The sequence below is a fragment of the Entomomonas sp. E2T0 genome, assembly GCF_025985425.1.
Taxonomy (GTDB): domain Bacteria; phylum Pseudomonadota; class Gammaproteobacteria; order Pseudomonadales; family Pseudomonadaceae; genus Entomomonas.
The window spans coordinates 1,477,722-1,492,859 of record NZ_CP094972.1 but is presented as its reverse complement, the minus strand read 5'-3'; the positions used below and the strand labels follow the sequence as shown (position 1 = coordinate 1,492,859).

Sequence of the window (15,138 nt, the reverse complement as noted above, 5' to 3'; positions counted from 1 at the left end):
CGTTTTATACTTTTTAGGCAATAAAAAACCCACTTAAAAAAGTGGGCTTAATAGTTAGTTTGTGAGCAGTCTAATTTTTTATTACATAACCTCTTCTTAAATATTTCTTAATCTACGATTACCCATAATTTTACCTTTGATTAACTCTTTATATTTTTCATCCATTAATTTATCACATTCTTGTTTGCTCATAGCTTCCCACTGGTTTCTATCAATGATAAAACTGGTAATCTCATCTACATTAACAAACTCTAACCAGTAGTCCACTTGTATTTGTTGTGTTTTATTTTCTTCTGCTAGTTTTAATCCCTGCCAATAAGTAAAATTTTCAGAGAGAATTACCATTGCAATATCTTCATTGTATCTGGATGAGAATATAAACACTTCAGCAAATAAATGCTTAATATCATCATAGGTTACAGAATTGAGATCAATTACTTCATCGTCCTCATAAGGACTATTTAAATTATTCCATACATGTTCAAAAACATGAACAGCCGCATAATATTCTGGTGTTCTGTAAGGCTGGCCTACTACATAAGCTATATTGATTAGGTCAATAATATCGCCCATCGTTTTAGCTCTTAAATAATAAATATCGTAAGGTGGTAAATAGTTGCTTTGCATTTTTATTACCCTGCCCCTGATCAGTCGAGGCGCACTAAGTTGTTTAACTAAAGGATGAATTGCTAAAACCTATTTAAGTAATTTTTCTTCTAAATCTTTTTGAATAAGGATTTTTGCTCTATTATCTATAATGCGAAAACCATCAACAGGTTTATTAAGTGATAAAATACTATGCCTAATATCTGTACTAGTTATTAAACTTTTTAAGTTATCAGAAAATTGAATAACACACTCCTCCAATATAGATAGTATTAGATCAATATTTATATCTTTAATATTGGCAGTATAGTTATTAATGATTTTAGAATAAGTATCACTGATTAGAAAATGGTTTACAGTTTCTTCAATACTTTTATTAAATGATTCTGTAAGTTTTTCTTCACTGTATTTTAATTGACCATGTTCAAAATATAGAGCATCGGTATCCCTAAAGTTTTTAGCATTAGTTATACAGAATTTAGGAAGTACAACAGAATAAAAAACTCTTTCTATTTCTTTATTTGTTAAGTTCTTAGCGTCCTCTGCTTTTAGTTTACCCCATAGTCTACCTAACAAAGTCATTTTATTAGCTAATACTTTTTGTAAATCTATTGTAATTATATCTCTCATTTTAAGTTCCTTACCCCTGATCAGTCGAGGCGCACCATTTGATTTTATAATACGTCTTTTAGACGTACTAGTCAAACATTTTTTTAAATTATTTAAAATAAAAAAACTCACCAAAGTGAGTTTAATGAATTATGACGTTATCTTGATCACTAGAAGCTACAGATACTTTTTTATTCTTGTAGAATGATGTACTGTTAATTAATCTAAATATTTGTGCGCCTATAGAACGTAAACCATATTCAGGAATATTATGTAAATCCCCTTTTTTGTAGAGTTCTAAATTAATCTCATATTCAGGGTATAACTTTTTAATTTCATTGATTGCTAATAGCTTTAGTTCATCACTAGAGTTTCTAGTTAAGGATACTCCATCAACACCACCGTATATTTCATTAAATGGTGATGGTTCATAATCCCTATAATCACCTGTTAATTCATCTGTATAATAAGCATTAAACTTGCCTATTACATTATATACCTCTTCCTCAGTCGCACCATCAGTCCATTCAACATAGGTTCTATTACGGTCTTTTGATACTTTAAACTTAATGTCTTTAAAATGTTTTTTTAAATCGCTGCGAATATTTTTATTAACTGCACCAGTACCATGATTATCGGTTAAAACTTCTAAATGAGTATATTCATCACTGGTAAGTATTCTTTGTTTTTCTAATATTCTAGTTTTTTTAGCAAGTTCGATTTCAGCTTCTTCTTTAGCATTAAATAGCTCAGACATTGTAGCGAGTAACTTTAACTCGTGATCTGTGGCTATTGCTTCATAAATCTTAAAAGAATAACCATTATTTAATTGATTATGATTAATTTGTGTACTTGATCCATCTTCATAGATAATATGGTAGTGGTTTAAATTATTTTCTTCTGTAATCTGTGTAATATATCCATATTTAAAACCATACAATGAAGAATCCCATACTTTAGTACCTACAACAATTGATTTTTCCATTTTACTATAACCTGCCCCTGACTAGCCGAGGCGCACTATTTATGCTAAATAATACGTCATTTAGACGTATTGTCAAGTATTTCTATTCAGCATTGTTTTTACGTGCTTCCGATTCACTGGTGATAGTGTTATATTCTGCTTTTAGCCTAAACAGTTCTAACATGGCAATATTCATTTCATTAGTACCACCTTCCCAACGTTGCCATTGTCTTAATAAGGCATAAACTAATTTACTTGCTTGTGTCTGTGTTAATCCTTTAGCTTCTCTTAATGCTTTTATTTCACTAGGTAAAGGAAATTTACTTTCGTCTATACGGTGTTGTGTTTCACTAATTATTGATTCTATAGTAACTTTTAACTGTAAAAGCTCCCAAGTTGCCAAGCTCATCTTACCTGTACCAGTTTCCCACTTCATCCATGTATTGAGAGAAATATATACTAAATCACTTGCTTGCTGTGAAGTAAGTCCTACTGACTCCCGAAAAGCTATAATCTCTTCAGGTGTTGGTGAGTATTTTTTATCTCTATTTCTATTCTGGTGATTCGCCATTTCATACTCGATTGATTTTTGATCTATAAATTCTTTGAGTTTCTGAATGACCTGCTGTTTAACTATTTCACGGCTCATTAATTTAACTTGTTCAGTAGAATCAATAATATCCTGAGTGAATAATTTGAAATACTTAACTAAAAAAGTAGTTATATCTTCACAGATACATAAACTTCTATTAGCTAAATCCTCTACTAACAAGTTAAGTAAATCATGCTTATTTGAAATGTTTAATGCTGTCATTCTCATATCCTTACCCCTGAAAATAGTCGAGGCGCACCACCAACTTTGAATATTACGTCATTCTGACGTATCGGTCAATAAACTTACAAATACCCTCTTACCCTTTTATTATATATATTAATAAAAACTCATAATACTATGCATTTAAAATCATTATTAAAAATAAAATCCTTTTGATATATTGATTAGATTGAAAGCCAAATAATGTTAGAGTTAAAGACCTGCAATGAAAAAAGTGATATTTATTATTCTTATAAGTAGTTTGTTAATAAGTAATTTAGGTATGGCTCACTCTGGACGTACTGATAAAAACGGTTGTCATAGAGATAAGTCAACAAATACTAGACATTGCCATTAATCAATAATTATCTCCAAGACACTCCAGCAGTAATAAAGAAATGGTATACCTAAATATGGATAAAGAACTTGAACACCCAATAAACCATCCTTGGCCTGAGTCTATTAAAAGATTGCAAGAGTTGACTAAATTTACATCTTTACCTTTCTTTGAATCTGAAACAATGCGTTCAATCCAAAAACTTAATGAGGCCGCTACTAATAATCTAACTTCCTTGGCTACAAGACAATCTGGACTTATGAAATTAGCTCAGTTGGCAGCAGAAAACAATAAATTGGCATTCGCTTGGCGTGAATCAACAGCTATAAAACTAGCTGGCGACCTCGCAAAATCAAATAAGTTTGCTTCTCTTGCACTACAAACACCAGAAGTTATAAGCTCACTAAAAATGTTTGTAGAAGCAACTAAATTATCAGGTTTATATTTTCAGCAGCCAGAAGCAGTAAAACACCTAGAAAATTTTAGTAAAACATTTCAATTACCCTCAATTGCCAAAAGTCAAATTGAGGTACTAAAACAATTTTCTGAGATAAGTAATCTTGCCTCGTTCAAAGCATTAACCAATTTAAAAAACTCTCCATTATTTAATCGTCCATCAGTAGACTGTTTATCAAATATTAGTCCCGAACAGATAATTGATAAATCTTTTTTAGAAATAGATTCCCAAATACGTGAAGAAGTGTTATCTACAACAGATTTTAATACTCTTTCAGAAAAAACTAAGAACATTCTTACTTATCTTTATCATTATTACTTTTTGCCTTTTTTTCTCAGTTGTTTAGTTACACACATGATGACCCAATCTTCTGAAGTTAGGAAAGAATTAGAACATGTATCAACTCCCGCAGAGGCAAAAGCCTTTGTCCGATCTTATAGTAAAAGTTCTGATTGGTTATCTCTAAAAGGATATCGTGTCACAATTGCAGACTCTCTGAACTTTAGAAGTAGACCTAGTACAAAATCTGAAGTAATTACAACTCTACCTATAGGAACACTCGTTGAGGTTATAGATAAAAAAACTTACCGTTCATGGCTTCTAGTTGAAGTTGAGATAAATGGTGAGTTTGTACAAGGGTGGGTTTCCAGACGTTATACAGACTATTTTAGATATTAGCAGTATTACAAATATCCTCTTGCCCTTGCCATTTTATCTACAGATTCAGCCAACTTATTACGTCTTTTTTGTAGTATCTCGATACGCTCATTTTTCATACTGGCAGTTAATTGTTTATTAGCTCTAATCACATTTATTTGCTGTGAATATTTATCTATCCTAGTTTTGGCATTATTATATAACTGACGTGATTTTAATCTATTATCCTGCGCTAACTCTTTGGCATACTCTAGCTCACCATTTTTGCGAGCATTTGATAGAGAAGCATAGACTTGATCTATTTTTTGTTGCGAGTCATAGAACCTCGTCAAATATTTACTACCTGCACCTACTTCAGCATTTTTAATAAAATCTCCTATCATAAATAGATTATTAACTTTGCTTAAATCTCGATTAGGATTACTAGGTAAATCTACTAAAGGTCTAGCGGCTAGATCAGTAATATTTAACACCTGTAAACCAAGCCAACCAAAATAACCACGCACAAGATACTCTATACGCTGTGGTGAAATATTTAATACCTTTCCTGCTGCTATAGCCCCTGCACTGGTGGTTGCTGTATAACGGTTTTTAGCTGCAAGTCGTTGTTGCCCCATATTATCTATAGGTGAACCAAGGAAAGAATTATAATTATTAGTTGCTTCTAAAGCTGGTTTTATTAATTGTGGCATAGGATTCATAGCTAGTTGATCAGCCAGTAAAGTAGTCAATGATCCTGCAAAATCTTTAGTCGTGTAATCATTGCCAGCTAGCGCAAATTCTAAACCACGTTCAACTACTGTGCCTAATGCGCCAATTTCAAATGGTTTAGGAATATATAACGCTTTATCAGCTAGCTTCACATACCAGTAATTATCCCGTACCCAGTCTGGCAGTTGTTTATAATCATCGTCATCTTTTTGTAGTAAATACAGTAATGAAGAAGCTAGAGCGACAGCCCCTGTTACCATAGCAAACCGTTTAGGATCATTTTTAGCTGCCCGCCCCAGTTTATACATTCCTTGTAAACGTGCATTAAAAAAAGGGACTACTTGACTGAGAAAACGAATAGAAGCCCATTTGCCATGTGCTGTAAAGTTCATTAAATCACGTGCTTCAAAGCTTGCTTGTAAATGACTTTTTCCTGCTGCTATGGCTTGCTGATAGATAGCTGCCCGATTAACAGTTTCTGCTCTGTCTCCGACTTCCTTATACCAATTACATGCTTCAAATAGAGCATGTTCTACTTTGGAGCGAGTATTTAATATCTGTCCTTCTTTGATACTAAGTTCTTTCATTAGTTTACGTAGTTGATAACCTTGGTTGCCATCATTCATAGAGCCAAAGCGAATAGCACCACCACCAGCCATTAGATGATTTAAGGTATTAGTACCTATTTTAGAAGCATTAAAACCATCTATTACATTACTGATAGGATTATATTTTAGGTTAGCTACTGCGGTAGCCTGTAACGTATCTCTGATTAAATTTCTTAATCTAAAGGTAGGCGAGATTGTAACACCAACAGTTAAAGCTTTTTTAAAGCTACCCATGATATTAATCAGAGGATTATTCCAACCTTTGTGATTAATCATATTCAGCGCATCAAATACCAAAGGATCATTTACTTGGTAATATTCTTGTTGCCCCTCTTCCATCACCCAAACAATATTTTGGCCTCCTTTACGGTAACCATTGGTGGATTGGTTGATATACTCACCTGCACCTATTTTATCTAACTTATCAGCAATCCCTAGATTAACCGCAGATTTAAGAGAGGTAACACCAGCTTGATTTTTCATGGAAGCAGTCAATAGGTGTGACCAGTTAGAGACAATATTAACTAATAGATCACCCAGTGCCTTAGTACCGCCTTTAAGTTTTTTAAATGCTTTCTGCCCTACTAGTTTATTGACATTGCCTATACTGAAATTAGTATCTTCATCAGCAATACGATAAAAAGGTAAGTAAAAACCACTTTCCCACGTTTTACGGTTTTCGCCATCTATTAGCCCTGATTGTTCGGCAATATCCAACACTGCTTTGTTGTAGGCCATGAATTGTTTTCTAACTTGATTATATACCTTTGCCCTGCTTCGACCATCAGTCATAGTACCATCACTTAATTTTTTAAGCTCTTGTATATCACTATCTGTAAATAGGTTTTCTCGATCCTGTTGTTTTAATCGTTCTGCTCGATTAGCTGCCATCCAGCTTAACCATTCGTTAAGTTCATTGGTTTCGCCTGAATTTAGTTCTGATAAAATACCAAATAATCCTCGCCCATCTGAATCTATATCTAATGCACCTTGGCTAAGTTTAGGTTTACCAAAGCGCAATAAAGCTTCTACTGCTCCCTCTGTGCCTTTTGACAGATGAGCTTGCATATAAGCAGTTTCACTTAATTCTTTTAGTGGTGCAAAGGAGTCAAACACACCCTGAATAAATTTTTTACCTAGGTTTTCAGTTATGCCTTCAATTTTATTTTTAATGCTTTCATGCTGGAACATAGCAAACTTATTTTTCATAATGCTACGTTGAGCTGGTGAAAGACGATCCGCTAAAGGCTGTGATCTATCAATTTTATTATCTAACCAACTAAGGCCACTATCAATAAATTGGCTGAGACGTGAATATTGTTGATTATTATCGCCAATAGATACCTTTCTGCCATTTTCTACAAAACGCCTCGCATTACCTAATAAAGAAGCTATATCATTAGTAGACCAATTAATAGGTAAACCTAATTTTCTTGAGAAGTTTCTAAAAGCAGCCACTAATTTATTCCAAAAAGACATATTTTGAATATCATCTGTAGTTGCCATATCAGCAAGCACTTCTTCAGTAGCTAATAATTTACTATAGCCATACTGTTTTGATAGTTGATCTGCTTGTTGTTTAACTGCTGGATTAGTATTGTAGATATTATTTAAAATTGGATTTAGGCTATTACCAAATAAACCACGTAGCCCATAGTGACCTAATATCTCATGTTCTACCACAAAGGACGCATGTTTAGTCGATTCGATATTATCAGCAATTAAATAGACTGTGCCATTATGTTGAATACCACTGGCATCATCGGCATTATCTTTGTTTATTTTATGACGGATCGCTTCAGGTAAATCTTCTATAGACTGAACAATGGTAGTAGCAGGTACATTTTTCCAATGTTTGGTAGTATTATTAATAAATGATCGTAAAGTTACTGCATTGCTCCCCTGGTTAATTCCTTTTCGTGAATACTGCTGATCTAAATGTAAGTTACCATTTTCATCTAAATACTCTTCACGAATAAAGAAACCACCCTCTTTCTGGAAAGTATATTTATCAATTGCTTTTGCTTGCTCCTTGCTGATATTAGCTATAATACCTTTGATGACTTTACCTCTAGCTGTTGTATGTTCAACAATTAAAGGTTTACCATTACCAGCTAAGTTAATCACTAGTTTACTGTCAGACTCTTTATTATTACTAATAATAAAGTTATTATTTTCGTCTAAATAATTTTCACGAATAAAATAGCCATTTGATTTTTTAATTGCGTAAGGGTCAATTGCTTGTGCTTGGATTTTAGTCAACTTAGCAATAACACCTTTTAGCACCTTACCATATTTAGTGGTATGTTCGGCAAAAATAGGATTATTATCTTCGTCAAACTTTACCACCGACCTAGTATCCACAGTGTCAATAGTTGCTAGCTCTTGTTGTTTTGCTTTTTCAAAGGCGGCTAACTTCTGTTGTTTTTTAAGTTCTTTTTCTTGTTCTTTTCTGGCTTCAGCTTCTTCCTTATTTTCTCTAGTGCGTTTGAGAATGTCGATATGTTCTATTCGATCAAATAATTCATTGATGGTTTTAGTTCTTGTTAAATCAATATTGGTAGTACCTTGATCTAAAGTATTATTATCAATGATTAAAACTTGTGTCATCACACCAGTACCAGCTTTTTCAAAAGTGATACTAGGTAATAGTATTTTTGCCACAATATTAATATTACTGGCTTCTTTGGATTCTAAAAAGTTATCAAAACGTTTATCAAATTGTCCAATTGGCACAATTGCTACAACACGACCATTAGGTTTTAAATGATGGATAGCTTTTTGTAAATGTTCCATTGCCGTTTTACCCCCTGCGCCATAGGGAGGATTCATAACAATAGCATCGTATTTATTAACTATATTATGGTTTTCAAAACGGTCATTGATTATTGTTGCATCAGCATTACTTAAACCAATTCTTTGCGATAAATTATAACTAGGCTCAATCGCTGTAATTTTTGCCCCTTCAGGTATAAAACGAGCAATTGCGCCATGACCAGCCGAAGGCTCTAATGCTTTGTCGCCTCGAACAATATCAGCCCATTCAGTTACCTTAAAACCAACAGGTTCAGGCGTGGCATAGTAATCTAAACCTTCTCTTTGATCTCTTCGTTTGGCATTTTTCTGTTGTCCATAATAGTATGTTTTGGCTGCCTCGAAAGGACTAATCGCACTAGATTTAGCAAGCTGTTGATCATACTCTTTACCACCAGTTCCATCTAAATCACTAACTTCTATATCTGAGGCATTGGCATAGGCATCTAAGAAGGATTTTTTTAAAGCTCTGGCTTCTCTACCTAATGCAAGATTTTCTGCTGTACCTGATCTTTCTGCTACCTTGTGGGTAAACGCGCTAGATTCCCAACCAGTACCTGTTGTAAAGTACCTAAAAATTGCATCAGATGCTTGGCCTGTACGGTAAATACGTCCTTCTATTTGAGTAGCTTTAACGGGTCTTGTAGGCATACCCAAGTTAATAAGTACACGTTTATGTAGGCTAGTAGTATCATGCATACTAGAGCCTTCACGGGCAGCATCAGATTGTGCTATTAGTAAATCATAGCCTGAATTATCATCATTAAACTTTGCTAAATTTGTTTTACGCTGTTTTTTTGTCAACGTACCATTGACAAATAGCACCTTGTCAAAATCTCTACTAAATCTATCAATAGGTGATATCAAATCAGAAAAATCAGCTTTAAATTCTGGCCTTGCTAGAATTGCCGCTATTTTTTTTCTATGACTACCATCTTTAATACGGCTTAACATCAGTTCATAGGGATTCCAAGCACCTCCCTTGTTAAAGTCATGAAATACTACAACCTTTCGACCTAATGCTAAATTTTGCTTGATATAATCAACAGCATGTTTAGCTTTGATAGCTTCCAACAAGTACATTCTTTCATGGTGTGGAAATAAATCATATAAGCTAGGTATATTTCTTAAAGTTTTATCTTTTTGTTGAGCTTCAGATATTGCTGCAAAAGCTAAATCTAGTTTTGTACCTGCTGCATCTTCTGTATAGAAGAATTTACGATCATAATCATAAGGAATATCTAAGCGTCTACCTGATAAAGCTCCACTAGTCTGTAACTTTTCATTAAATTGTTGTTCCATTAACTCATTATTAACATTACCATCTGGTCTTGTTAATTTGTTGTAGCGCATCCTATAGCCAAAGTTTTCCATGAAAAATCTTTCTCTGGCATTACCTGAATTATAACCACCTGTATCAGAGTCTGGTATAGTTGAATAATCGAACAAATAACCTTCGGCATAGTCAACACTTTTTACATAAGAGAAAGGTGTTGCTGAGAGCATTACTACTTTTGACTTCGGTCTTTTATCAAAAATGGCATTAGCTTCTTCTTCTTTTAATCGCCATTTCTTATGCAAGTTATCTATTTTATTTCTGAATCCTTCGATAGCTACCTTGTCTTTTTCAGAATCTAATTTTTCTATTTTGTCATATAGTTTATCAACATTATCACTATACTCTTTGTATTCGGTATCAAAATAGGATTCGGCAAAAAAGTGTTTGCCTCTCTTATGTCCAGTAATAAGTCTAAGTTTATTTAGATAATTGGTATTACCTCCGTTTTCTTCACTAGATAAGTAGTGGCTTTCATCAGCAACAATTAAGTCATTAGTTCGCTTAGTAATAGCATCATTTAAACCAAAATTGGCATAAGTTGTAACTACTACCCCTTCACCACCACTATCAGTAATACCCGTTAGTTGTCTAGCAGAAACATCTAATTTATTTTTTAGAAAATCTAACCAATCACCAGCAATGCTATTATTAGGCACTACTATAATAATGTTATTTTTACCAGCACTAACAAAACGTCTAACTACCCCTGATCCTGTACCTGTTTTACCAGTACCAGTACCATTGGTAAACATCATTCCATTTTTTTTATCTTTATAAAAACGTTTCTCAGCTTTGTAAACATCGTCTATTTGAGCATCGAAAAGAACAGGTAATGCTTTTTCTATATTATCTTTATCAGCAAAATTAGTTGTTATTGTTTTATTAGCTTCTAATTGCCTTGCATATAAGGCTTCTGCATCTCGCTGTCTACTATCTTCAATAATTTCTGTTGTTCTTGCTGACTCAACATCTTGTCGTAGGTCGCTATCGCTATTAACTCTGCTTTGCTCGCTATCTCTGGTAGTGGACTCCGTAGTTCTACTTGCTGGGTTTTCTCGATATATTCTGCTATCGTTAGGCTCTCCATTAGTAATGGCATCAGTGTTTGGTAACTGGTTATCACTGATTGGCTGTCTGGATACTCTCTCTCCAACTGGTTCGCTTGCTGTTCCAGTGCTTTGTCTAGTTCCTGTTGATTCATCTGAAATAGTTTCTTGTACAGTGGTGTTTCCAACTCCACTGTTTTCGCTATCTCGTTCCATAGATATGCTGGCATCTGATACATCTATATTTCCCTCTCTAAGGTCTTGGGCAAACCGCATAATGTGTGGTTTAATACCTGTTCCAAAATTATCTAATATTGCCCTAATAAAGTCACGTAAGTTTTTACCTGCACTCTGAAAATCCTTTAACATAGCGACAAAGTGTGGCTTTGCTTTAGTATACGTTTCCTCATCAAAAGATAAACCACTATTTAACCTACCTTTACCACCAAATAATTCTACTAATCCTTTTACAGCATTTTTACCAGCACTAGTTAGGTCAACACCAATATCTTTAGCAATACGCGAGGCTGTTCTATCAACAGACTGCTTATTATTAGTATCTGATCTTTCTGCTTTGGATACTGTACGTTTAGTGGTAGTTTGTTTTTTCTTAACACGTTGTTTACGTTCTTTGAGTGGCTTGTCTGTTTCTACTGCTTTAGTTTCACTGGCTATTTCATCAAATAAAGTACTAAGATCACTTTCTGATATATTAACTAACTCATCTGTTAAGTTAATTTTTTGTTCACTGGAAGAATTATTTTTACTCTCAGGTATTTTTTTTACTTTATTAGTTTTTTTTGTATTGTCGTTAATGGTAAGTACTTGTTGACTATTAGCAGCAGCAATATCAATATCTCTATTAGACCCAGTTAATTTAAAGTTATTAAGATCATTATCTGCTTGTTGTTTTTGTTGCTGCTGCTTTGTTTCATTAGCTAATTTTTGCTCTTTAGCTAATCTAGCTTCTAGCTCCTGCCTAAGTGTTTGTTCAGTCTGTTGCTGTAGATTAAAGTTAGTTATTTCTTGTTGGTTGCTAGTTGTTCTTTCAACTTCTGAAGTTGTTGTTCCTTCAGTTTGATTAGCTCGCTGATCGTATTGCCGTAACTGGTCGTTAATGCTGGTTGAATCGGCTTCTGTGACTGGTTCACCTTCGAGGATGGTTGCTTGTCTTTGGAGTTCATTGAGTTGTTCCTCTAGTTGCATAAAGTAGTTGCTGGCATTTTCATCATAGAAACGTGCCTGTTGTTCTGCTTCTGCGCCATACTGTTCACGTATGATACTATATTCTTCTTCTCGTAGCGCATTATCTTGTTCTAGCTTATTTAATAGGTCTTGCTCATACTGCTGTAAATAAGCCATTTCAGAGTTAAGGGCATAATGTTTTTTTCTACCTGCTAGCTCATCTGCTATTGCTTGTTGAAGCCATCTAACACCATCATCATTATTTATTGTATTAGAGGGTATATAACCTTCATCAGCTAATCTTCTGGCAACATCATCTATACTAGCACCATTTTTATTACTCCAGAGATAGCCAACACCTACTATAGATTTATTACCTACTGTGTCACCTGTAGTATCTAATTTATAATCAGGTGAAATACCCCCTAATTTGATGATAGCATCGGTAAGAGTATCTTTTTCAGGATTGATTTTACGTCTTTTAAGCTGTTTTTGCTTTTTGTCATATTGAGCTTGGTAGTTTTTTAGTTCTGCTTCAGTTAATAAGTTATCATTAGTAGGCAGTTGATTAGGCTGCACCATTTTCTCTTGATTAACTTGATTAATCGCTTTAACCGCTTGAATATAGTTACTTCCTGTATATTCCATTAGTTGTTTTGTACTAATATTGTCATACTGCCGAGCAATATCTTTTAATTGGTTTAAAGTTACTTCTTTCGGTTTACTATTTGGCTCATACTGTTTTGGAAGATTAAAATGTTGATCTAGTTGTGAAGTAACTTGATTAGTAGGGGGCAATAATTGATTAATTTCACTCGTTGGAGTAGTGGAATATTGATTGGTTACATTATCTACTACGGGAGATTGCAAATTTTGTTGTTGTCCAAGTCCACCAGCCAATAAAGCTTTGGTAATTGTACCGCTAGGTTTACTAGGTTCTGGCATACCGTAGAAATCAGCTTGTTTATTTAAACCTTCGATAACAGGATCATACTGATTAGATAAGTTAGGATTAAAATTAGCTGACTGTGGATTATTAGGGTTATCAAAACCTATCTGTGCTGGAGGTGGTGGTTGATAGTCTGTACCCTGATAAATAATATCTGGTGCAGGTTGTAATCCTTCATAGCCTAGTTTTGGTGTTGCATCATAGCCTAACTTTAATAGTTCTTTACTGGTAGTAGGTGATTGTTGTTCTGGTCTACTATTTCTACTATGCGCTAAGTTTGCACCTGCCCCCATAAAACCACCTGCTAATAAACCTGTGGCTGCGGCTTCAGGTACACCTTCTAATAGTGGTTTATCTTGAGCATAATTTTGCCACATTTGTTCCGTAGCTGATTGAGGTAGTTCTTGAAATGCACCTTCGGAGATAGCACCTTTAATAATATTACTAAAGGTCTTTTTGCTTAGTCCTTTGGGTAACTGACTACCACCAGCTAATAACGTTTGTGGATCTAAAATACCTGTTTTTTGTGCTAATCGACCACCACCATAACCTATTAGACCTGTAGTTAAACCTGAAGCAGCAGAAGCTAAAGATTGCTTACCTGTTAATAAGTTATCTGGATTTTCTTGCCTAATTTGTTCTGCTGTTTGTCCTGCGCCTACTAAACCTTCACCTATTGTACCTCTAGCAACAGGATTATTGGCTAATATCCCTGCTTTACCTAATAACCTTGCATAAGCACCACCACCTAACATAGAGGGTGCAGATTCCAGAACTGTACCTACAAGAGTAGAAGGATTTTTTAACATAGCCGTAGCTGTATCAATAAATCCATCTGCTTTTTCTACTTCTTGATTAGCTTGCTGCCTTGCCGCAGAATAATTATTACTCAGTAAATCCTTAGTACGTTTAGGATCATAACCTACATAATCTTGTAATAATTTCCCTACTCTACCTCCTGTGGCTAAATTACCCAGTCCGACTACAGCTTCACCTGTATCGACCACACCTTTAGCTAAATCTAAACTGGCATCACCAACACGGCCTAATATACTTGAGTTATTTTCTTGAGTTGGCGTTAAATCAATATTATACCGTTGAGCAAACTCTTCAACGGTTGGTTTTCTCTTTTTTTGATTCCCAATAGGTAATAAATCATAATTTGCCATAACTAAACCTGCTAATCTTATTTAAATAGCAAGTTATGTCCCTTTTGGGTGTTGTCAATTATTTTTATATTTTATAGTCAATAAAATCACTTGATATGATTTATAATTATGTATTCGCTGTGATCACTTCACTACATGAATACTTTGTTCCGCGACAGGTATTTCGATAACCTTATTATTTGTCATTTTGCTTTCAATTGCTCTTCTTACAATATATTTAATATCATCATTAGTATGATCAGGAGTAATTTCAATATATCCAACTCCTGCTTTACGTAAAGCTTCTTTTTTTATTGCGTCTCTCAGAGCAGCACTACTTTGATAGTGACCTTCTCCCTGATATTCAACAGCTAAAATAGGATTACCAGCACCATCAATAATTAATACATCAACACGTTTAGTATTTATACAACTATAAGCATAACTAGTTTCACTAGACAAAACTTCCCCTAGACTTACTTGGGCAAATACTCTGTAATATTTAAATTCTTTGATTACTTCTTTTTCAATTATGTTAAAAACCCTATATTCTTTACGCCCCATGATTTTTTGAGCAGAAAACGCTATTTTCTCATCAGAGACTATTTTTAACTGATCTCGAGGATCACTAATATCAAGGTAAGAACTAGAACGCTGATTTAACTGTTCTCTTACAGGAGGATTCCACTTATTTTTTCTTGAGTATTTTTTATTGTGTGGTCTAAAAAAATCTTTTAAGCCTAAAACAATACCTAATGCGATAATTATTGATAAGATGGTAAGCATTTAATCTCCCTATAAACAACAAAAACAGCCAAAATATATTTTTTACTATTTGTTATTGTCTTTATAATGAATTTTTTAACTATCTGTAATTCTATTCGTCATGCTAAT

The 15,138-nt window shown here is 34.0% G+C and carries 8 protein-coding genes; 2 read left to right on the top strand and 6 right to left on the bottom strand.

Annotated elements, in window-relative coordinates:
- Nucleotides 1-96: 96 nt before the first annotated feature.
- The 4 genes from MTZ49_RS07165 to MTZ49_RS07150 all read right to left on the bottom strand — a co-directional run bounded on the left by MTZ49_RS07165 (nucleotide 97) and on the right by MTZ49_RS07150 (nucleotide 2,993).
- Entirely contained in the window at nucleotides 97-627 is a 531-nt protein-coding gene (locus tag MTZ49_RS07165) for a hypothetical protein (protein ID WP_264747654.1), read from the bottom strand.
- Between the two features lie 69 nt (nucleotides 628-696).
- On the bottom strand, nucleotides 697-1,236 hold the full coding sequence (locus MTZ49_RS07160; protein ID WP_201091107.1) for a hypothetical protein: 540 nt from the start codon (nucleotides 1,234-1,236) through the stop codon (nucleotides 697-699).
- 121 nt (nucleotides 1,237-1,357) lie between these two features.
- Nucleotides 1,358-2,200, bottom strand: a complete 843-nt coding sequence (locus MTZ49_RS07155; RefSeq protein WP_264747653.1) for an LPD29 domain-containing protein — start codon at nucleotides 2,198-2,200, stop codon at nucleotides 1,358-1,360.
- Between the two features lie 82 nt (nucleotides 2,201-2,282).
- A complete protein-coding gene (locus MTZ49_RS07150) occupies nucleotides 2,283-2,993 on the bottom strand; it encodes a hypothetical protein (protein WP_264747652.1) in 711 nt (236 codons plus the stop codon).
- Nucleotides 2,994-3,219: 226 nt separating this feature from the next.
- Here MTZ49_RS07150 and MTZ49_RS15795 point away from each other — a divergent pair, with 226 nt between their 5' ends.
- Complete coding sequence (locus MTZ49_RS15795) at nucleotides 3,220-3,351, top strand: YHYH domain-containing protein (protein ID WP_201091229.1); 132 nt, start codon at nucleotides 3,220-3,222, stop codon at nucleotides 3,349-3,351.
- Nucleotides 3,352-3,406: 55 nt separating this feature from the next.
- A complete protein-coding gene (locus MTZ49_RS07145; RefSeq protein ID WP_264747651.1) occupies nucleotides 3,407-4,465 on the top strand; it encodes an SH3 domain-containing protein in 1,059 nt (352 codons plus the stop codon).
- A gap of 5 nt (nucleotides 4,466-4,470) precedes the next feature.
- Here the strand turns inward: MTZ49_RS07145 and MTZ49_RS07140 are convergent, their stop codons facing one another.
- Both MTZ49_RS07140 and MTZ49_RS07135 read right to left on the bottom strand, forming a co-directional pair.
- Nucleotides 4,471-14,265 carry an LPD38 domain-containing protein gene (locus tag MTZ49_RS07140; protein ID WP_264747650.1) on the bottom strand — a complete coding sequence of 3,265 codons (9,795 nt, stop codon included), beginning with the start codon at nucleotides 14,263-14,265 and terminating at the stop codon, nucleotides 4,471-4,473.
- 123 nt (nucleotides 14,266-14,388) lie between these two features.
- Nucleotides 14,389-15,030 carry a DUF2726 domain-containing protein gene (locus tag MTZ49_RS07135; protein ID WP_264747649.1) on the bottom strand — a complete coding sequence of 214 codons (642 nt, stop codon included), beginning with the start codon at nucleotides 15,028-15,030 and terminating at the stop codon, nucleotides 14,389-14,391.
- Between the last annotated feature and the right edge of the window lie 108 nt (nucleotides 15,031-15,138).

What these genes read in the sequence shown, in the direction of transcription:
- MTZ49_RS07165 (WP_264747654.1), bottom strand. Translation starts at nt 627, where the DNA reads ATGCAAAGCAACTATTTACCACCTTACGATATTTATTATTTAAGAGCT.
- MTZ49_RS07160 (WP_201091107.1), bottom strand. Translation starts at nt 1,236, where the DNA reads ATGAGAGATATAATTACAATAGATTTACAAAAAGTATTAGCTAATAAA.
- MTZ49_RS07155 (WP_264747653.1), bottom strand. Translation starts at nt 2,200, where the DNA reads ATGGAAAAATCAATTGTTGTAGGTACTAAAGTATGGGATTCTTCATTG.
- MTZ49_RS07150 (WP_264747652.1), bottom strand. Translation starts at nt 2,993, where the DNA reads ATGACAGCATTAAACATTTCAAATAAGCATGATTTACTTAACTTGTTA.
- MTZ49_RS15795 (WP_201091229.1), top strand. Translation starts at nt 3,220, where the DNA reads ATGAAAAAAGTGATATTTATTATTCTTATAAGTAGTTTGTTAATAAGT.
- MTZ49_RS07145 (WP_264747651.1), top strand. Translation starts at nt 3,407, where the DNA reads ATGGATAAAGAACTTGAACACCCAATAAACCATCCTTGGCCTGAGTCT.
- MTZ49_RS07140 (WP_264747650.1), bottom strand. Translation starts at nt 14,265, where the DNA reads ATGGCAAATTATGATTTATTACCTATTGGGAATCAAAAAAAGAGAAAA.
- MTZ49_RS07135 (WP_264747649.1), bottom strand. Translation starts at nt 15,030, where the DNA reads ATGCTTACCATCTTATCAATAATTATCGCATTAGGTATTGTTTTAGGC.